The organism is Sulfurimonas sp. SWIR-19 (assembly GCF_020410885.1).
GTDB lineage: Bacteria > Campylobacterota > Campylobacteria > Campylobacterales > Sulfurimonadaceae > Sulfurimonas > Sulfurimonas sediminis.
In genome coordinates this window covers 1,314,936-1,335,239 of the sequence record NZ_CP084578.1, presented here as the reverse complement: position 1 = coordinate 1,335,239, position 20,304 = coordinate 1,314,936, and the positions used below count along the sequence as shown (strand labels likewise).

The 20,304-nt window shown below is 36.0% G+C and carries 23 protein-coding genes; 19 read left to right on the top strand and 4 right to left on the bottom strand.

Annotated elements, in window-relative coordinates; translation table 11 throughout:
- Positions 1-1,674 carry an AMP-binding protein gene (locus LCX93_RS06980; RefSeq protein WP_226065370.1) on the bottom strand — a complete coding sequence of 558 codons (1,674 nt, stop codon included), beginning with the start codon at positions 1,672-1,674 and terminating at the stop codon, positions 1-3.
- Between the two features lie 177 nt (positions 1,675-1,851).
- On the opposite strand from LCX93_RS06980, the gene LCX93_RS06975 reads away from it, so the two are divergent.
- Both LCX93_RS06975 and LCX93_RS06970 read left to right on the top strand, forming a co-directional pair.
- Positions 1,852-2,232 (top strand): DUF6394 family protein, encoded by a 381-nt coding sequence (locus LCX93_RS06975; RefSeq protein WP_193149899.1) that lies wholly within the window; start codon positions 1,852-1,854, stop codon positions 2,230-2,232.
- A gap of 6 nt (positions 2,233-2,238) precedes the next feature.
- Positions 2,239-3,891 (top strand): NAD-binding protein, encoded by a 1,653-nt coding sequence (locus LCX93_RS06970; RefSeq protein ID WP_226065368.1) that lies wholly within the window; start codon positions 2,239-2,241, stop codon positions 3,889-3,891.
- Here LCX93_RS06970 and LCX93_RS06965 read toward each other — a convergent pair.
- Together LCX93_RS06965 and LCX93_RS06960 are read right to left on the bottom strand one after the other, a co-directional pair.
- The gene (locus tag LCX93_RS06965) at positions 3,888-4,949 is read right to left on the bottom strand and encodes a sensor histidine kinase (RefSeq protein WP_226065366.1); all 1,062 of its coding nucleotides are present in this window, start codon (positions 4,947-4,949) and stop codon (positions 3,888-3,890) included. The genes LCX93_RS06970 and LCX93_RS06965 overlap by 4 nt on opposite strands.
- Positions 4,936-5,589, bottom strand: a complete 654-nt coding sequence (locus LCX93_RS06960; protein WP_226065364.1) for a response regulator transcription factor — start codon at positions 5,587-5,589, stop codon at positions 4,936-4,938. The genes LCX93_RS06965 and LCX93_RS06960 overlap by 14 nt, the downstream gene beginning before the upstream one ends.
- Positions 5,590-6,086: 497 nt before the next feature.
- On the opposite strand from LCX93_RS06960, the gene LCX93_RS06955 reads away from it, so the two are divergent.
- The 7 genes from LCX93_RS06955 (at position 6,087) to LCX93_RS06930 (ending at position 10,610) form a co-directional block, all read left to right on the top strand.
- Positions 6,087-6,314, top strand: a complete 228-nt coding sequence (locus tag LCX93_RS06955) for a YlcI/YnfO family protein (protein WP_226065362.1) — start codon at positions 6,087-6,089, stop codon at positions 6,312-6,314.
- On the top strand, positions 6,314-6,565 hold the full coding sequence (locus LCX93_RS06950; protein WP_226065359.1) for a type II toxin-antitoxin system RelE family toxin: 252 nt from the start codon (positions 6,314-6,316) through the stop codon (positions 6,563-6,565). The genes LCX93_RS06955 and LCX93_RS06950 overlap by 1 nt, the downstream gene beginning before the upstream one ends.
- Before the next feature lie 303 nt (positions 6,566-6,868).
- Positions 6,869-7,597 (top strand): HNH endonuclease, encoded by a 729-nt coding sequence (locus LCX93_RS06945; protein WP_226065357.1) that lies wholly within the window; start codon positions 6,869-6,871, stop codon positions 7,595-7,597.
- A 109-nt stretch (positions 7,598-7,706) separates the two neighbouring features.
- A complete protein-coding gene (locus LCX93_RS06940) occupies positions 7,707-8,339 on the top strand; it encodes a hypothetical protein (protein WP_226065355.1) in 633 nt (210 codons plus the stop codon).
- 165 nt (positions 8,340-8,504) lie between these two features.
- The gene (locus LCX93_RS12710) at positions 8,505-8,708 is read left to right on the top strand and encodes an AbrB/MazE/SpoVT family DNA-binding domain-containing protein (protein ID WP_502988728.1); all 204 of its coding nucleotides are present in this window, start codon (positions 8,505-8,507) and stop codon (positions 8,706-8,708) included.
- Position 8,709: 1 nt separating this feature from the next.
- Positions 8,710-8,802, top strand: coding sequence for a hypothetical protein (locus LCX93_RS06935; protein WP_502988710.1), 93 nt, complete (start codon positions 8,710-8,712; stop codon positions 8,800-8,802).
- A 26-nt stretch (positions 8,803-8,828) separates the two neighbouring features.
- Complete coding sequence (locus LCX93_RS06930; RefSeq protein ID WP_226065351.1) at positions 8,829-10,610, top strand: YgiQ family radical SAM protein; 1,782 nt, start codon at positions 8,829-8,831, stop codon at positions 10,608-10,610.
- Positions 10,611-10,738: 128 nt separating this feature from the next.
- Here LCX93_RS06930 and LCX93_RS06925 read toward each other — a convergent pair whose 3' ends face one another.
- On the bottom strand, positions 10,739-11,680 hold the full coding sequence (locus tag LCX93_RS06925; RefSeq protein ID WP_226065349.1) for a class I SAM-dependent methyltransferase: 942 nt from the start codon (positions 11,678-11,680) through the stop codon (positions 10,739-10,741).
- A 235-nt stretch (positions 11,681-11,915) separates the two neighbouring features.
- On the opposite strand from LCX93_RS06925, the gene LCX93_RS06920 reads away from it, so the two are divergent.
- From LCX93_RS06920 to gspG, 10 genes are all read left to right on the top strand, one after another.
- A complete protein-coding gene (locus LCX93_RS06920) occupies positions 11,916-13,667 on the top strand; it encodes a putative bifunctional diguanylate cyclase/phosphodiesterase (protein WP_226065347.1) in 1,752 nt (583 codons plus the stop codon).
- Positions 13,668-13,775: 108 nt separating this feature from the next.
- Positions 13,776-14,024: an RNA-binding S4 domain-containing protein gene (locus LCX93_RS06915; RefSeq protein WP_193149884.1), complete on the top strand. Its 249-nt coding sequence runs from the start codon at positions 13,776-13,778 to the stop codon at positions 14,022-14,024.
- A complete protein-coding gene (gene trpD / locus LCX93_RS06910) occupies positions 14,021-15,007 on the top strand; it encodes an anthranilate phosphoribosyltransferase (RefSeq protein WP_255613151.1) in 987 nt (328 codons plus the stop codon). Before LCX93_RS06915 ends, trpD begins: the two co-directional genes overlap by 4 nt.
- Positions 15,004-15,420 carry a tRNA (adenosine(37)-N6)-threonylcarbamoyltransferase complex ATPase subunit type 1 TsaE gene (gene tsaE / locus LCX93_RS06905; protein ID WP_226065345.1) on the top strand — a complete coding sequence of 139 codons (417 nt, stop codon included), beginning with the start codon at positions 15,004-15,006 and terminating at the stop codon, positions 15,418-15,420. Before trpD ends, tsaE begins: the two co-directional genes overlap by 4 nt.
- A complete protein-coding gene (gene lptB, locus LCX93_RS06900; protein WP_226065342.1) occupies positions 15,408-16,130 on the top strand; it encodes an LPS export ABC transporter ATP-binding protein in 723 nt (240 codons plus the stop codon). Before tsaE ends, lptB begins: the two co-directional genes overlap by 13 nt.
- 14 nt (positions 16,131-16,144) lie before the next feature.
- On the top strand, positions 16,145-17,416 hold the full coding sequence (locus tag LCX93_RS06895; protein ID WP_226065340.1) for an RNA polymerase factor sigma-54: 1,272 nt from the start codon (positions 16,145-16,147) through the stop codon (positions 17,414-17,416).
- Positions 17,417-18,160: a TIGR02757 family protein gene (locus LCX93_RS06890; RefSeq protein ID WP_226065339.1), complete on the top strand. Its 744-nt coding sequence runs from the start codon at positions 17,417-17,419 to the stop codon at positions 18,158-18,160. It abuts the gene before it with no gap.
- A 312-nt stretch (positions 18,161-18,472) separates the two neighbouring features.
- The gene (locus tag LCX93_RS06885) at positions 18,473-19,246 is read left to right on the top strand and encodes a patatin-like phospholipase family protein (protein WP_226065337.1); all 774 of its coding nucleotides are present in this window, start codon (positions 18,473-18,475) and stop codon (positions 19,244-19,246) included.
- Positions 19,243-19,794 carry a YqiA/YcfP family alpha/beta fold hydrolase gene (locus LCX93_RS06880; RefSeq protein WP_226065334.1) on the top strand — a complete coding sequence of 184 codons (552 nt, stop codon included), beginning with the start codon at positions 19,243-19,245 and terminating at the stop codon, positions 19,792-19,794. The genes LCX93_RS06885 and LCX93_RS06880 overlap by 4 nt, the downstream gene beginning before the upstream one ends.
- Before the next feature lie 74 nt (positions 19,795-19,868).
- Positions 19,869-20,300: a type II secretion system major pseudopilin GspG gene (gene gspG, locus LCX93_RS06875; RefSeq protein ID WP_226065333.1), complete on the top strand. Its 432-nt coding sequence runs from the start codon at positions 19,869-19,871 to the stop codon at positions 20,298-20,300.
- Positions 20,301-20,304: the final 4 nt, after the last annotated feature.

Below are 20,304 nucleotides of genomic sequence, written 5' to 3'. Positions count from 1 at the left end.
TTATTCTGTATAAAGGTATCTTTTTATTTTCTTGGTCGGCGTTTTTACAAAAGGCTCAATCTGCTCAATAAATTTTTGAATCTTAGAGAATGAAGCCAGCTGTGAATTGACTTCTAAGCGCATATTTTCCAGATACTCAGCAATTTTTTCTCTGACTTCATTTTCTGGCATATTGTGGGCATTAAACATTTTATCTATAAGTTCATAGTCCAGGTGCACTCTTGCAACAAGTTTTCCGTCTTTTTCCATCACAAGGGAATCAAGAACCGCCTCATGTTGATTAATGATAGCCTCTATCTGTTCTGGATATATGTTTTCTCCACCGGGACCGATAATCACATTTTTACTTCTTCCACTGATAAAGAGATATCCGTCTTCATCTATATAACCCAAATCTCCGGTATAAAACCAACCATCTCTGATGACCTCTTTTGTCTGTTTTTCATCTTTGTAATAGCCTATCATTATACTTGGTGATCTTGTGATGATTTCTCCCTCACCGTTTTGCGGGTTGGGATCTTTTATTTGCACCTCAACGCCAACCATCGGCAAGCCGGTAGAGCCTATCTTGATTGGGTAGCCGATTCTTCCTCCCGCTATGAGTGGAGATGTTTCGGTAAGACCATAACCTACAATGTATGGAAAATTGGCTTCTGCCAAAAATTTTTCTACATAAGGAGAAAGTGCTGCACCGCCTATACCGAAAAACTTGATCCGGCCTCCGAATGTTTCGATTAATTTTTTTCCGGCAATTTTATTGAGCAGTTTGCGTATAAAAGGGATGGCATAGAGTGTTCTCATGACAAATGAACCGGTAAATTTCGGCAGTATTTTATTTTTATATATCTTTTCTATGATGAGAGGCACACTGAGCATCATAGTCGGTCTGACACTGGCAAAGGCTTTTATAAGGACATTGGGAGTAGGTGTTTTGTCGAGATACACAATGTCCGCACCATGTAAAATCGGTAGTATCATACCGACAGTACATTCAAAAGTGTGTGCTAAAGGCAAAATGGAAAGAAAAGTATCTTCCGGTAAAACAGTTACATTTTTGTAGGCGCTCATTGCATTGGTAACAAGGTTTTTGTGTGAGAGCATGACCCCTTTAGAGTGTCCTGTCGTACCTGAGGTATACAAAAGCGCCGCCATATCATCTTCTTTTGGTCTTGGAAGTTCTTTGGAAGCCATTTTCTGTGCCAGTTTTGCAATATAACTATGGTTTGTCAATTCATCAACAATTGTTAAATCATCCAATCTTATAACAAATTTCATGTTGGAATTTTCCAATTCTTCCATAGTCTGCAGATGCTTCTGTGATACGAAAACAGCTTTCGCTTCAGAGTGCCTGATAATGTGTTGTACATCTGAGGGATGAAAATCGGGAAGTATTGGAACGATAACACCGCCAAAATAGGTAACAGCAAAATATGCAACAGCCCAATTAGGCATATTTTCACTGAGCAGGGCGACTTTATCACCTTTTCTGACACCGTTTTTCTTTAAAAGTTTGATCATGGCATGTACATTTTCATATAACTCTTGATAGCTCATAGGTTCTTGATCAACCTTTGACAATACTTTTTTCGGTCCGTACAGCTCTACTGAGCGTTTTAGCAAACTTGGAAGTGTGTAGTCCTGCATATTTTCATAAGGGTATGTAATATCTGTCATAGCTCATCTTTTTATTTATTTGTTGATATTATTATACAAGGCATTAGTTGTTAAATTTATAAATTATATCTTTAAGTTGGTATTTTTGGTTAATCGTCTTACATGTAAGTATTTTAAATATACAATTAATTTTATTAGAGGTACAATTGGGTATCTTTTATTTTGGAGCGTATATTTATGAATATGCATAAAATTATATCCGGGTCATTTTTTATCTTGGCAATGACAGTCAATTTCGGTTTTTTTTACGGAGAGCCTACGGTACTTGAACAGCACAGTTCTTATGAACTTTTTGCCGCGATTATTGTCAACCTGATAGCCACAGTACTCAAACTGGGAGACAGAACACAGCTTGGAGCGGTTTTACTGGCAACAAGTATTGTAGCAGATATTCAACTTATCGCGTCCGCAACCGTCTGGGCTTTTGCCATGTATGTAATTGGTGATGTAAATATAGAGGCCGCAACAGCGATTGTCTCACTCTCAGGCGGAGCACTCCTGGCAAATATAGTCTCGGTTATACTCTTTGTTGGCGATACACTCAAATCAAAAAGATAGAAAGATATGAATGAACAGATTGTATGGATTGTTCTTAAAAGGTTAAGAACACCTTTTTTAGTCATTATTATTACTTTTGCCATATCCATACTGGGGTTAGTGCTGATTCAGGGGACAGATAACAACGGTAACCCTTATCAGATGACTTTTTTTGATGCCTTTTATTTTGTGACCTATATGGCAAGTACTATCGGTTTTGGAGAGGCTCCGTATACTTTTAATTATGAACAGCGGATGTGGGTGAGCTTTTCTATCTATTTTACAGTGATAGGATGGTTTTACGGGATAGGGGCGATTGTCTCTCTAATACAGGATGAGGCACTCAAAAAAGCACTAAACAGGAACTCGTTCAGAAATCATGTAAGAAACATTAACAAACCTTTTTATATTATTCTTGGATATAACGGGATAACAAAAAGTATTATTGACAGACTCAACGGACATAACTACAGGCTGGTTGTTTTGGATAAAGACGAAGAGAAGATAGACGAGTTGATATTGGAAAATTTTTATCCAAATGTTCCTGGGTTTGTAGGCGATGCAACAAATCAAAAAATGCTTAAAATCGCCGGAATTCATCAAAAAAACTGCGCAGGTATCATCTCTCTTTTTGAAGATGATATGGTGAATTCAAAAATAGCCACCATCTCCAAACTGCTCAATAAAAAAATTGATATTATAGTCAAGGCGACTTCAAAGGCTCAGCTTGAACACTTTAAAAGTATGAATTTGAAACATGTGAAAAATCCTTTTGATATTATTTCAAAACGCATCTACTATGGTATAACGGCACCCTATATCTGGCTTTTGGAGATGTGGATGTACGGACACATACTCAAACTGAAAAAAAGAGACCAGTTCCCTTTGGGAAAATACATTATATACGGTAAAGGGAGAATGGGTAAAGCGATTCAGGAAGGATTGCAAAAAGCCGGTATAGAGTATGTGATTGAAGATTTTGATTCACAGCGCTACATAGAAGAGAAAAACACAACTATTTTCGGGGATGATGATGATGTACACAGACTGCTTGAACTCGGTGTCAAAGAGAGTGTATGTATTATAGCTGCAACACAAAATGATTTGTTGAATCTTACTATTTTAAACAAGGCAAAACAGCTCAATCCAAAAATATTTACAATGGCACGTGAAAATACATTGGATGATTTAAACATATTTCAGGCATCTAAAATCAACAAAATATATATAGTGGAGAAAATACTGGCTGATGCGACATACAGCTATATAGCAAGACCTCTGGCTGACCTGTTTATACAAGAAGCACGCAAAAAAGATGATGAATGGGCGAGAATTATCGTGCATATGCTTAACAACATCACAGGGATGAATCCAATGTACTTTGAAACAGTGCTGAATGACGCAAATGCGTATGCACTGACATTAAGACTTGAAAAAGGTGAAAATATAAGCCTTGCAGATTTAAGAAGATCCCGTGCTGACAGAAACGAGATGTTACATGTAGTCTTTTTGCTGCTTAAAAGAGGGGATAAAATATACTTAATGCCTGATGCAAGAATGAACCTGCAAATCGGTGATGAACTGCTGATAGTCTCAGATGAGGAGAATTACAGTGATTTTGAGTATATTGTCAATAACATATATGAACTGGAATATGTTTTAGGGTATACAACTTCCTAAGGCAGAGTTAAAACAAAGCGTGTGCCTGCAGGCTCGTTTTTTTGCACAACTATTTTTATATCCATAGCATATGCCAGTCTTTTTACAATGTCAAGTCCCAAACCGCTGCTGTTTTCATCACTGTAGGAGCGTTCAAATATCTTTTCCGGTTCTTTGATGCCTTTGCCGTTATCTTCTATGTATAAGGCATTGTTTTTATGGTAGATTTTTACATAGCCGTCTTTTTTATTGTATTTGCAGGCATTTGAGAGGATGTTTTGTAGTATCTGTTTCATGGCATGTTTGTTTATTTTTGCTTTGAATGCAGTGCATTTGATCTGAAAAGTTATGTCGGGGTAAAGCGTTTTTTGTATCTCAGCAACCTCTTGAATGAGAGGACAGATATTTTGGCTGTGTATTTGAAAAGTCTCCTCTTGCAGAAGTATTGTCAGGTTTTCATGGAGTTCTGAAATATTGTTGATGCTCTTTTTCAATCGTATCAGGGCTTTTGTATTGTGCAGTTGTGGAATTTTTTCTATGAGTTTCATGTTTAACTGCATGGAAGTGACAGGTGTGTTTAGGTCATGAATGAGATCTTTTGCAAACTTGTCAAGTGTCAAAATACTCTCCCGTAGAGGTTGTAAGGCATTCTTTGCAAGTATATAGCTGATATATGCAAAAACAAGCAAGAGCAAAATCTGAATGGCTATTATTTTTTGCTGTAAACTGAAACGTTTTTCATTAAAACTTTTTTTTGATTTAAATACCTGTAAATATTTTCCCTTTTTGTTCATTGGCAGTAATTTTGAAAACTCTGTTTCTCCAAGAGAGAAGTTTTTGATGTCAATATATTTTGGTATGTTTTTAAAAGTATAATGATACTCCCCGCTGTACTTATCCAATGGCCTTCCCATTTTTATATGTCTGGCATATTCAATGAGTGAAAACTCTTCCTCTTTGAGAAGGTGATTTTGCATCTGTTGAAAATAAAAATATCCCGCAGCTAAAATAAGTAAGGCGATACTGATAAAATAGACAAGAAAAAATTTTAAAAATGCCAGTTTTTCATGATGATGCAAGACGGTATCCTATGCCTTTGATGGTTGTTATGGGAAGTCCGATTTTACGAAGCTTGTTGATATGCACCCGCAAGGCTCCCTCACTCATCTCTTTGTTTCCGTTGAGAGTTTCGAGTATAAGCTCTTTTTGGACTGTTTTGTTGAGGTTTTGAAAAAAAAGTTTTGTAATTTGCAACTCATATGGAGAGAGTGGTATAAAATCAGACTTGTTGTAAAGCTCATCTTTGTCAATAACAAAGCGAAAATCATTTACATGTAACTCATTTTGGTAGGTGTGATAGGCTTTTTTTAAAAGTGCGTGTATGCGTATGAGGAGTTCATCAAAATCAAAAGGCTTTTTAATGTAGTCATCCGCACCGACATCAAAGCCGTTTGCCAATGAGGCAACATCACTTAAAGAGGTGAGAAAAATAGCAGGGGTAGTGTCTCCGCTTTGGCGTAAACTGTGAAGGAGTTCAAAACCATTTAACAAAGGAACATTCACATCCAAAAGCAACAGAGTAAATTTCTCTTCAAAAGTAGCATCAAGCGCCGCCTCCCCATCCTTTACATGTAACACTTCAAACGATTCACTTTCCAACAGTTCAATCAAGGTTTCTGAGAGTATTTCATCATCTTCGAGTAATAATATTTTTGACATATGAAAAGTATATACAAAAGTGCATTAGCGTAATGTTAATAGTTTCATTAAGTAACATTATGTGTGTTGTTGCTGGTTTTTGATAATTAACATACAAACTTGAGTGTTAATACTACATATAAACAATTAACACACAAAATAGGTTAAGAAAAATAATCAAAAATTTAGTTTTTTGTTAAAAATTTTGCAATTTGTTATATTTTTAATAATTAACACACATGATCAATGATAGTTAGTTGTGTGATTTAAGGTTGTTCTACCTATAATGTGCATGAATAAATAGTTGTCTGAACGCTTCGCATTCAGACAACGGCAGCGCGGGTTGAACACCCGCTTGTTGTCTGCTGCATCCGCATCAGACAACAACCGGGAGGAGTGGACAACCAAATCTGAAAATTACATTTTCATATTCAGTCGCCACTCACCCGCGCTGCCGTTAGACTCCACTTGAACTTTATATAAATTTGTAGTATAATGTAGATACAAAAGGATACATTATGAAAAAAGCTATAAATATTAGAATGGATGAAACATTATTAACAGATTTAGACTCTTATGCACAAGAGTTAGAACGGTCAAGAACTTACATTATTGAAAAAGCAGTAAGTACTTATTTTGACACATTGGATGAAATGATTTCAGATAAACGCATTGATGAACTCAAAGCTGGAAAAACTGAAGTTTATTCTCTTGAAGAGGTAGCACAAAGACTTGGGCTGAACTAATGTTCAAAGTTATTGTTCCAAAAGCACCATTTAAAGAACTTGAGAAAATAGACACTATAAATCAAAAACTTATTTTTGAAAAAATTAGAGATTTAGAAGCGGGTATTTTTTCAAACGATAAAGCTTTAAAGGGAAAGCACAAAGGTAAATATAGAAAAAGAGCTGGAAATTATAGAATTGTGTATTTAAAAGAAAATGACATATTAGTAATCACACTTATTAGAATTGCTCATAGAAAAGAAGTTTACTAAAAGTCTAACAAAACATAGTAAAAAAATATGTTACCTCTCCGAAAAAAAGTATCAAAAATTGAAAAATTTAGATACCATTGTAAAACTTAAAAGACTACAAAAACAGGTAACATATTTTTATATTCGACCGTTGTCTGAACGCTTCGCATTCAGACAACGGCAGCGCGGGTTGAACACCCGCTTATTGTCTGCTGCATCCGCATCAGACAACAACCGGGAGGAGTGGACAACCAAATCTGAAAATTACATTTTCATATTCAGTCACCACTCACCCGCGCTGCCGTTAGATTATAAAGGAATACATTGACTAAAAACGAAGCAATAACTAAAATTAATTTGTTTGATACATCAAAGAAATTAACATCAAAAAACACACATTGGTCTAATATTGTATCTTACAAAAGTGAAAATGGCTGGTGGCTAAATGTGCCTTTTGAAAAATTTAAAAACGACCTTTATCTCGTTTTAAATCAACCCAATCAAGAATTTTTAATTCTTATTGATATATTAGCTAATAGTATTGAAAATCCAGAAAACACTTTTAGAAATAAAGACGAAACAGCAGATATTTTCATACCACTAAATAGTAACATATTTATTGATACTCAATCTAATGGTACAAAATACAAGTTTTCAAACTATCAAATTATTCCATATTTTGAAATTAAAGATAGCGAAATTATTGAGCAAACTAAACTTGAAAATAATTTTGAACAAAATATACAAAAATCAAAAAATGATTCTCAAGAAAAGCGATTAATGAGATTAAAAAAATCAAATAAAAAACCATCATCTGTTGAAGTAAAATCAATTCAATATAAAAGAAATCCTGATGTTGTAGTTGAAGTACTAAATAGAGCAAATGGTATTTGTGAAAAATGCAAAATTAAAGCACCATTTTTTAGAAAAAAAGACAATACACCATATTTAGAGGTGCATCACATCGTTACACTTGCAAATGCTGGAGATGATACAGTAGAAAATGCGATTGCTGTATGTCCAAATTGTCATAGAGAACTACATTTTGGTTAAAAATCTAACAAAACCTTGGAGAGAAATATTTGACCCTAGCGGCTCAAATATTTCTCAAGTCAACCGTTACCTTACAACATAAACATTTAAAAATAAGTGAGCAAAAAAAATGACAATAAAAGAAGCAATACTCAAAAGTCTTGAAGAATTAAAAGAGCTATCAACACATACTCAAGTTTACAATCACTTAATTGAAAATAAATATTATGAATTTACAAAAGGTAAAACACCAGAGAGAACAGTCTCAGCTTTATTGGGAGATTTTATCAGAAGTGGAGATACAAGAATAAAAAGAGTTAAAGGTAATGGTAATTTTTATCTATATTATCATACAAAAAATGAGCAACTTGTTGATACTCAAAATATAGTGGAAGATATTTCAGTAAAGTCAATCACATCAAAAAAAGAAAATATAAAGTATCACGAAAGAGATTTACATATCTTACTTTCAAGCTATTTAAACTCTAAAAACATTCATTCAAAAACAATTTTACATGAAGTATCAAAAAACAATAATGACAATCATCAAAAATGGATACATCCTGATATGATAGGCATTGATTTTTTGAAACTACAGACGAAAACTACTCAACAATTTGTTAAAGTTCTAAATACAAGGGATATTTTTAAAATTACTTCTTACGAAGTTAAGAAGGAAATAAACACAGACTATGAACTTAAAAAATGCTATTTTCAAGCAGTTTCAAATTCAAGTTGGGCAAACTTGTCAAACGAACTCTAAAATTTTGCACTAAAAAGTAAAAAAAAGTTACAATTTGAAACTTAAACCACCTCGGTTTTTTTCTTGGATTGAACTAAAGATTTATCTTCAATCTTATAAATATCTGAATTTAAAATTCCTTGTTCTTTTTTCTCTTTTAGTCTATAGCTGTCTCCTTGTATATTGATGATAATGCTCACTAAAATAGGAAATTCTCAAGGTATTAGAATCCCTAAACTACTTGTTCAACAAGCACATCTTGATAATGTCAGTTTAAAACTAGAAGTTTTAGAAAACGGTTTGTTAATAAAACCTGTACATAATACAGGGAGAGATAGCTGGAAAAAAATATTGAAAAAGTACTCTCTGCATCGTGATTTCTCCAAATGAGATGAATGTTTTAAAGACTGTAATTGTTGCACCAATGACATCTAAAGGTTTTGAATTTATTTTCATAATGTCGATAACAGTGTATAATTCGTAACGATATTTATTTTAAAAGGCCACAGCTTGAGCAGACGACACAAAAACAGAAACAACAATCCAAAAAAAGATACAGTCACTTTCAGTGAAAAAGATTTTCTTCCGACAACACGGGCGGAGATGGATGCCAGGGGTTGGGATTGCTGTGATGTTATTTTGGTGAGTGGGGATGCCTATATAGATTCGCCGTTTATCGGGGTTGCTATGGTTGGTCGTATGCTTGAGAGAATGGGCTATAAAGTAGGAATGATAGGACAGCCGGACATTGACACTCCTGATGATATTATGCGTTTGGGTGAGCCTCGTTTGTACTGGGGTGTCAGTGGTGGCAGCGTTGACAGTATGGTTTCAAACTATACAGCTACCAAAAAGTTTCGAAATTCCGATGATTATACTCCGGGTGGAAAGAACAACAAAAGACCTGACAGAGCAGTTTTGGTCTATACAAATCTGATACGGCGTTATTTTAAAAATACTGTGCCTATCGTTTTGGGAGGCATTGAAGCCTCTTTGCGACGGGTGAGTCATTATGATTACTGGTCTAACAAACTCAAAAAGCCTATTTTGTTTGATTCTAAGGCGGATGTGATGATTTACGGTATGGGGGAAATTGCACTGGAACAGTTAACCCGTGCCATAGATGAAAAGAGAGATTACAGAGATATACGGGGAATCTGTTATATATCCAAAGAGCCGGTTTATGAGTATCTGCAACTGCCTTCACACCAAGAGTGTTTGGATGACAAAGAGAAGTACATAGACCTTTTTGACCTTTTTTATGACAATAATGACCCTATAGCGGCAAAAGGACTCTGCCAGCCGGTAGACAGCCGGTACCTCATCCAAAACCCTCCCTGTGACTACCTGAATGAAGATGAGATGGATACAAACTCCAACCTTCCTTTTACAAGAGAACTGCATCCTTACTATGCCAAAGAGGGAAAAGTGAAATGTCTGGAGACGATTAAGTTTTCGATCATGACGCATCACGGCTGTTGGGGAGAGTGTAACTTTTGTGCCATAGGGGTGCATCAGGGAAGAACTATCAGAACGCGTTCGGAAAACAATATTTTATCAGAAGCTAAAGAGTTCAATAAATACAAAGACTATAAGGGCATCATCTCTGATGTCGGCGGACCTACGGCAAATATGTACGGCTATGAGTGTAACAAAAAGCTCAAACTCGGCACCTGTGACCATCAGCGTTGTGTCGATGCCAGCCATTTATGTAAGTCGATGAAGGTTGACCACTCACGCAACATAAATCTTTTACGCCAGGTTCGTCAGGTGGAGGGTGTGCGAAAAGCGTTTGTGGCTTCGGGTGTTCGGTATGATCTGATTACAGCGGATAAGCAGCACGGATACTCTTACCTTAAAGAGATGGTAGAGCATCATATATCAGGACAGATGAAAGTAGCTCCGGAGCATACACAGCAGCATGTACTTGAACTCATGGGAAAACCTGGAAAACAGACGCTGATAGATTTTAAAAAACTTTATGACAAACTCAACAAAGAGTCTGGAAAGAAACAGTTTTTGACCTATTATCTCATTGCAGCCCATCCGGGATGCGAAGAGAAAGACATGCACGAGTTGAAGCGTTTTACCACAGAAGAGTTACAAATGAATCCTGAACAGGCGCAGGTCTTTACGCCGACTCCCGGTACTTATTCTGCTGTAATGTATTATACTGAACTGGACCCTAAAACACGCAAGAAGATTTTTGTAGAAAAAGATACAAAACGCAAAGAGCGGCAAAAACAGATAGTGGTTGCAAAAGACACCTTTGCATCAGGTTTTGCTTCTTAGTTCTTTGTCTATTAAGTTAAGAAAATTAATGCTTTCTCGGAACCGGTACTTCAGTGCCGGCTGTTGCCATACTCTTGCCACTCTCAGCCCGGACTGAAGTCCGCGTTCCGAAAAACGTGTATTGCTTCTTAGTCTTTGCGAATGGATGTAGCGGTTACAAATATATAGTCTTTTCCCGTAACAGTAACACGAAACTTTTTTTGCTGCAGGTATTTTTTTGCAAAGATGACATCCTTGTAGAGCAGTCCCATCTCTGAAAAAGCATAGTTCTTTACGCGTGCTCCGTATAGCATCTCTCCGTCTACCCAGCGACAGTTTGGAAAGCCAAGTATGATGGCTCCCTCTTTTTTTAGCTGGTTTTGGACTATGGACATCAAAACTTTGTTAAATGCAAGGTTTGAGCTTTGGAGTGTTCCTATGCTGATGATGAGGTCAAATTTTCCCAAATCAAGCGCATTGAGACTGTTTATATCGGCTACATGTAAAGAGATGTTGGCAAAGTTTTTAAACTTCTTTTTTGCCGCGTCTATGGCAGACTCACAATAGTCAATGCCGACAAGTTCAAGCGCTTCAAAGTTGTCTGCCAAAGAGGTTATGACTTCAAACTCGTCTCCACTGTTGACCCCGAGATTCAAAATACGCACTCTTTTGTTCAGATGTACATTTTCCAGTGCCTGTGTGTAACTGTAAATAAAAGAAGCCTCTTCATTTTTGTGAATTTTTGTGAAAATGGAGTTTTCTCCGTATTTTTCTTCTTTGTCTGTGATGTTTTTATGAAAACTGCTGTCTTCATCAAGTTTTTCATAGCGCATAATTACGGTGTGTTCATCAGCAATTTTCGGTGTCAGCATTCTGCACCTAAGTAAATGTGCCAAATCCATCCAACTTTTATAGCCACGGTAAATATACTCTTGATCATTACATGTAATGCGTGTGCCGTTATACAAAGAAGTTGCAATGTCAGGATTGAGTATTTGAAATGAAATTATCTCTTTTGCTTGCATTGTGTTGATGTGATTTTGTAATACTTTTGTGATTTGTGTCATAGTTTGATGTGTAAAGGTTAACATAATGGAATTATACACTTTTATCGGCTAAAATAGTAAAAAACGGCATATATATAAGCTTTAACAAAGAAAAAAAGTATTGCTATATGAGGCACAAAAATTATGATATAATTATTTTTTATTATAATACAAGGTCTGTTTGCACATGAATGATAATATTAATTTTTATAATTTTATGCATAAACAAATTTTAGTTGTTATAGCATTATTCCTAGGTACAGGACCAGGTTATATTATAATGGGTTCTTTATACTCATCTGTAATTATAGAAACATTATGGTTTACTCTTGTTGTCTTAGTTTCTTTTTGGGGATATAAACTTTATAAAAAATACTCTTTTGATATGACAATTCGAGAAAAAAATAGATGGCTTACAGAAGTAAGATACTTTATGTTTATTTATTTTTCTTTATGGACAGTTATCTTTTTATATTATATTTCTAAAAATAATATCAATCTGCACTATATTGCTATTGCAACACAACTCGGCAGTGCCGTTGTTGCATCTACAATTTTAGCTTCACAAAAAAAACTTGTTGTTATCACTGTTATTTCTTTGATGTTACCTATTACGGTATATCTTATATTTGTTGGAAAAACATTTTCTTATCTTATTGCGTTTTTTACTGTTGTATTGACATTAGTTCTTTTATATGCTGCAAAAAATACTTATGAATATCTGCTTAAGAGCAAATTTCAGGCATATCATGATTATTTGACAGGACTTGGAAACAGACGTTATTTTATAGAGTACCTGGACAGTTCTGTAAGAGAAAACAAAAACAGATATACCTATTTGCTTTTAATAGATTTGGATTATTTTAAAACAATCAATGATACCCTTGGACATGATGTCGGAGATAAACTTCTTGTTGAAGTTTCACAGCGTTTGACACAATTGGCTGACAAGTACAGTAACATCGTTGCCAGATTGGGTGGAGATGAATTTTGTATTTTAAGTGATGCACTTGAGACGAAAGAGAGATGTCTTGCGCAGGCAAAAGAATTTTCAAATAAAATTTTACACACAATCAAAGAGACCTATTTTATAGAAGACAGCACTCTTCATATTAGTGCAAGTATTGGAGTGAGTATCATAAACAATCCAAAACTCAATGCCCATGATTTTTTAAAAGAAGCGGATATTGCGATGTATGAAGTTAAAAGTGCCGGCAGGGATGATGTCGTCATCTTTAATGATGCACTGTGTAAAATCATCGAAAATAAATTACATGTAGAACGACTGTTGCATTTTGCCATAGAAAAAAATGAAATATATCTGCAATACCAACCGCAAATAAACTGTAAAAATAAAATTATCGGCTGTGAAGTGCTTGTAAGATGGAAGAGTGCGACACTTGGTCAGGTAAGCCCTGAAGTGTTTATCGGCGTGGCTGAGAGTACGGGCTATATTATAGAGTTAGGTGAATATATTTTGGAAGAAGCTATAAAAACGCTGCAAAGATGGGAAAGCATAGGAATGCATCTGCACCAAATATCGATTAACATTAGTGTAAGACAGCTTTTGAACAAAGATTTCATTCCTCTGGTTGAGCGTCTTATTCGTCAGTATAATGTAGCCAGTTTTCATACAAAACTGATTTTTGAAATTACTGAAACGAGTACATCTCAGGATTTAAAAAGACTGATTGTTATAATCAATACGATCAAAAAACACAATATTCATTTTTCTATAGATGATTTTGGCACGGGTTACTCATCATTAAGCTATATCCGTGATATTCCCGTAACTGAACTAAAAATAGATCAGTCTTTTATAGCGGAACTTGACAATAAACAACAGGCTTCTTTAGTGAAGAGTATTGTTGATATTTCAAAAAATCTGCATCTCACAACAGTAGCCGAAGGTGTTGAAACACAGAAACAAAGAGACTTTTTAGAAAAAATAGAGTGTGATCTGTATCAGGGGTATCTTTTTTCCAAACCGCTTTTAAGCGAAGATTTTGAAAAACTGATGCAAAATAATTAATCTAATGCAAAAAATGTTCCAACTTTTTTCTTTTCTTACATTCTTTTCAGTTTGATTTGTCTACAATAAACAAACTATAAATGAGTAAAAAAACAATAAAGATAAAAAATGAGAATAGACAAATTTTTAAATTCGGTAAATATTACAAAAAGACGTTCCGTTGCACAGGATATGATAAGTAACGGCGTTGTGGAAATAAACGGCGTGGTGGCAAAGGCGAGTAAAAATGTGGAAGTCGGCAGCATCATTACTATAAACTATCTCAATGAATCAAAAAAGTATGAAGTGCTGCAAATTCCTACAACAAAATCAACACCAAAATCTTTGCAAGATCAGTACATAAAGGAGATTTCATGACATATGAGGAAGCTTTAGTAAAATTTACTTCACTTTTTGAACATGAAATGAGTGATGCACAGATGCGTGAATTTTTACTCAGTATACGACTTGATGCAAGTACTCCTGTGGAAGTAATTGCCGCTGCTGCGCAGGTTATGCGCAGTTTTGCCATTGCTTTGCCTGTTTCTGATAAACTCAGAGAAAATGCGCTTGATATTGTCGGAACAGGCGGTGATAAAATAGGCAGTTTCAACATCTCCTCAACAGTAGCGCTGCTTGCTGCTTCTTGTGGGGCAACCATTGCAAAACACGGAAGTCGTTCTATTACTTCAAAAAGCGGCAGTGCCGATATGTTTGAAGCACTGGGTGTTCGGCTTGACTTGAGTATTGAACAGAGCGCAAGACTTCTTGAAGAGACAGGTTTTACTTTTATGTTTGCACAAAACCATCATCCGGCTATGAAATTCATCGTACCGGTGCGTAAAAGCATTCCTGACAAAACTATATTTAACATACTCGGACCTTTGACAAATCCTGCCGGTGTGAAAAAGTCAATGCTGGGCGTATTTGACAAAGCTTTTGTACCAAAAATGGCAGAAGCACTGCAGATAAACGGAGCTACATCGGCTCTGGTTGTCAGCTCCAACGAAGGGATGGATGAAATCAGCATCAGTGATGTGACCTATGCGGCTTTACTGCAAGACGGCAAGACACGAGAGTTTATTATTGACCCGCAGGAGTACGGTATCAAAAAAGCGCCACTAGAAGCCATAATGGGTGGCGATGCACTCAAAAATGCAAATATTTTACGAGCTGTATTTGATGAAAAAGCAACAGATGCCCAACGAGATATAGTGCTTATAAACACTGCAGCATCATTGATGGTAGGGGGCTTGGCTCGAGATATACAAGATGGGCTGGAAATGGCAAGAGAAGCCCTTGCAAAAGCAAGACCGAAAGTAAAATTAAAACAAATCATAGAAACATCAAACAAGTTATGAAAAAAACATATACATATAGATTGGAAGAGTTAGACTCTTTGGCAGACAGGGTTATAAGTCAACTACAAGAAGGTGTTATTATTTTAAAGGGTGATTTGGCTGCAGGCAAAACGACTTTGGTAAAAAATATAGCAAAAAAACTCGGATGGAGTGAAGATGTGACATCGCCTACTTTTTCATTGCAGCAATGTTATGGAGAAAAATTATTTCATTATGATATATACAATCACGGGCTTGATCATTTTATCTCTTTGGGTATGCTTGAAGAGTTGGAAAAACCGGGTCTGCATTTTATAGAGTGGGGAAGTGATGAATTGGTGGATATTTTAGTCTCTGCCGGCATTGAAACAGTAATAATAGAGATAGAAAAAATTTCAGATGATGCAAGAGAGTATACAATATGCACACATTAAAAGCAACAGACTTAAAAAAGAAAATTAAAGATTTGGAAATAGTAAAAAGCATAAGTCTTGAAGTTAACAGTGGCGAGGTTGTAGGACTGCTTGGACCAAACGGAGCAGGAAAAACAACCACTTTTTATATGATTTGTGGTTTGGTAGAAGCAACAGAGGGAAAAGTTTATTTTGATGGAGAAGATCTCATCGGGATGCCCTTACATGAAAGAGCGCTCAAAGGTATAGGCTATCTACCGCAGGAAGCTTCGATCTTTAAAGATTTGAGTGTTGAAGACAACTTGATGATAGCCGCTGAAGTCGGTATTAAAAGTAAAGCAGAACAAGAAGCACGCATTGTAGAACTGCTTGATATGTTTAACATTGAGCCGATACGTTACAGAAAAGGAATCAGTCTCAGCGGTGGAGAGCGTCGTCGTGTAGAAATTGCACGTGCACTTGTGAATAAACCGAAATTTTTACTGCTTGATGAACCTTTTGCCGGCGTTGACCCAATTGCTGTTATGGATATACAAAAAGTTATACATCAACTGGTTTCTTATGATATTGGTGTACTTATAACAGACCATAATGTACGCGAAACACTTGATGTATGTGACAGAGTTTATGTCATAAAGTCAGGTGAACTGCTTGCGCAGGGAACCAGTGATGAAATCGGACAAAATGAAGATGTCCGTACACATTATCTCGGTGAAAGCTTTAAGCTTTAGGAATTCATGAAAATATGGGAGCATTAAGACAGACACAGGGCGTTGAGACAAAACATAAACTCTCAAATACCCTGCGTAACTGGCTTCCTATTTTACATTCAAGTCTTTCTGATTTGGGGGAAGCTATGACTCCTTTTGTCGAAGCCAATCCTGTGATAGAAGTGAAATCAGGCTTTGAAGAGGATTTTGAAAAAAAGATTCCAAGAAAAATAATTTCTCGTGGAGTGAGCAACTCCAGAACAGAACAGATCGAAGCCTTGACTATTCAAAGTCGAACACTTTATGATGTTTTAGATGAGCAGATAGGTGCGCCGCTTTTTCCTACACCCGTTTCACAAAAAGTAGCTTTGTATGTCATCGAAAATTTGGACGAATATGGCTACTACGACGGTAATACAGAAGAATTTTGCCAAAAAAACAGTATAGACAGAGAAACTTTTGAAAAGATTCGTCTGCGCTTTTTACATGTAGAACCCGTAGGCATAGGTGCTAAAGATTTGGCTGAGTCATTTTTGTTTCAACTCGACAACAGTGAAATAAGTGACCAGGCATATAGTCTGGCTGTAAAGATCATTAATGACATGCAAAATATTCATGCCTATTCCAAAGAAGAGTATTTTAACGAGGTTATGCATGTACTCTCAACATTTAAAAATCCGCCAAATATCGAATATCAGGAAGATTCTGCGCAGATTATTCCTGATTTGATGATATATTTTAATGATGAACAGCAGATAGAAGTCAAACTCAATGATGCCTACTACCCTGTGATAAACATAGACACCTCTTATGGGGTTGAACATGAATTTGTAAGGCAAAAAATCAAAGAGGCAAAAAGTCTTGTAGATGCCCTTGATATGAGAAAAGCAACGCTGTACAAAGTAGGGTTGATGATCGTTGAGTATCAGTATGAATTTTTTACAGGCGGGCAAATTATGCCTTTGACCCTCAAAACACTTGCCGATGAGTTTGGGCATAACCCTTCAACCATTTCACGAGCCATTGCAAACAAATATATAGCATGTGACAGAGGTGTTTTGGCTATGAAAGAGTTTTTTACAACCGCCATTGATGAAGATGTCAGTAATGCTGCCATCAAAGAGTTTCTCATTGGACTTATTAAGAATGAAAGCCATGAAAAGCCTCTGAGTGACATGAAACTTTTAGCCCTGATAGAAGAAAAATTCAAAGTAAAAATGGTCAGACGTACCATAGCAAAATACAGAAAGCAACTCAATATCGCAGGTTCAAGTGAAAGAAAGAAACTCTACAAACTGGGTGTTTAAGTGGATATAAAAAAAAGACTTGACGCCGAAGTTGCAAAACGCAATACTCAAAATGAAATAAATGAAAATAATCCTGACCCGATTTTGGTGGCACACAAATATAGAAACCCTGCTGTTTCTCTTATTTGCGCACTTTTTGCATATGGTAATGTTAATCAGATAGTGAAATTTTTACATTCACTGGATTTTTCACTTTTAAATGAAGATGATACCGTTATAGAAAATGCTCTTAAAAATCATTACTATAGATTTCAAACTGCTGCAGATATCAGTGCACTTTTTATAGCACTCAAACGTTTACATGTAAACCAGACACTCGAAGAGATATTTCAAAATGCATATGATGAAAACAAAAGTGTGATAGAAGGTATAAACGCATTGATACAAAGGCTTAACTCACTCTATGTACATCATTCAAGAGGCTATACCTTTTTACTCTCAAAGGTAAGCACCAAGACCAAAGGAACAGGAGCCTTAAAACGCTGGATGATGTTTTTACGCTGGATGGTTCGCGATGACAATATAGACATGGGTCTGTGGAAAGGCATAGACAAGGCTGATTTGATTATGCCGCTTGATACGCATACATTTAATGTAAGCCGGCGTTTGGGACTCTTAAAAAGAAAAACATACGACTTGCAAGCAGCAATAGAGCTAACAAACAAGCTCAAAACTTTTGATGCAACCGACCCCTTAAAGTATGACTTTGCCCTTTACAGACTCGGACAGGAAAAGTTATTGTAAATTATTTTTTTTCAGAAGTAAAATTTTAGCTTCGCCTTTTATGCTTTAAAGACTAAGGACTAGGTTAAAACCTAGGTTCCGAAAAACTGCACAAAAGCATATTTTATTTATCTTGAAAAATGCAATTGTGACCGTTTTGTAATATGAAGTGACTATACTTTCATAAATTATTCAAATGGTTGGCAGTTTTAGGTGATTATGGATATGATTTACTTTTGCATTTAAGTGGTGTGATTTATGGGTATCAAATATTTAAACTGCGGTGATTGGGGTTGAGAGTTGCACTGCAATTGTGGAAACACTGGAGGGTGAATGGAAAATTATCAATTTCCGCAAGAAATAACACTCTGTCTGTCCGGAGGGGCAGCTCGCGGAGCCTATCAACTGGGTGTAGTTTCTGTGCTTGAAGAAAACGGTATCAAGATTAAAGCTGTCAGTGGGACAAGTGTAGGTGCTTTGATCGGAGCATCTCTTGCCTGTGGGAAAAGTGCTGCATATATTTTTAAAGTGATACAATCAAAAGAGTTTCGCTCAGTTTTTCAACTCTCTTTGGGACATGGCTATCTGTTTAAACTCAATCACAATGCCAAAGTGATAAAAAAACTCATAGACAAAGAGAGTTTTGAAGCACTTGAAATACCTTTACATGTAACGGCATGTGATGTGGAAAATGAAAGCCCGGTTTATTATAACAGGGGTGCAATTTTTAAAGAAGCGGTTTTGGCATCCTGCTCTGTAGCCCCGCTCTTTGCTCCTGTACATGTAAAGGGGAGAATGGTTGTAGACGGCGGTCTTGTAGACAATTTTCCGGTTGAACAGCTGCAACAGTACGGTTATCCTATTGTCGGTATCAATCTTTTTCCCAAATACAAAAAGATACCGACAACTATATTAGGATGGTTTAAAAAAAACATACACACAGCATGGCAGTCAAAATATATTCCAAAAAAAGAGTTGTGCAGTATATACTTATGCAGTGAAAAGTTGTTAGACATCAAAGTCTTTTCATTTAGAGATATTGACAAAGCTTATGCACTGGGAAGAGAAGAGATGCAAAAAATCATACAAAGGAGTGAAAAAAGATGATAATCTATATACATGGTTTTGCAAGCAGCGGAGAAGGGCATAAAGCAAAACTTTTTAGAGAATATTTTATAAACAAAAATGAAAAATTTATGGCACCCTCATTGTCATATATCCCCGAATTGGCGATACAGACACTGGAAGAAATTATAAAAAATTCACAAGAAAAAATCAGTCTGATGGGTTCGTCTTTGGGAGGGTACTATGCAACATATCTTGCACACAAATATAATCTTAAAGCAGTACTGATAAATCCTTCAGCCTATCCGTATATTACACTGCAAAAAACGCTCGGGTTTATGCAGAGTTTTTATGACGGCAGCAGTTTCCAATGGAGAGAGTCTCATCTGCAAATGCTCAAAAAGTATGAAGTGCAAGAACCAAAACAGGAGAACTTTCTACTTTTACTCCAAAAGGGAGATGAAACACTGAACTATAAAGAAGCGGCAGATAAGTTTTCAAAAGCTGCGCTCGTTATAGAAGAGGGCGGAAGCCACAGTTTTGATGACATTGAACGCTATTTTGACAAAACGGAAGCATTTTTACGATAAAAGAGAAACAGTTGCAAAGAGTTAACACATTTTTTTGCTATAATAAATAATTAAAAAGAACAAGGTAATAAAGCATGAAAAACAGATCAAAGAGTGGTTTTACGCTCATAGAATTAATGATAGTTATCGTCATTTTGGGGCTTTTGGCAGCCATGATAATGCCAAGTCTTACGGGAAAAGGTGAAGAGGCAAAAAGAAAACTGGTGTGTGTGCAAATGAAGAGTATTTACAATGGTGCCCTTGATATGTTTAAAATTGACAACAGCAGATATCCTACTACAGAGGAAGGGCTTGAAGCCCTTGTAAAAAACCCGGATCCGCAAAAATATCCCAACTACTCACCGAGTGGGTATTTTAAAGACAATGAGATTCCAAAAGACTCATGGGGAAGAAATTTTATCTATATGAACAATGACGGCAAAGTGGAACTGGTCTCTCTTGGTGCAGATGCAAAAGAGGGTGGAACAAAAGAAGCTGCAGATATAAAACTCAGTCAGTGTAAATAAGAGA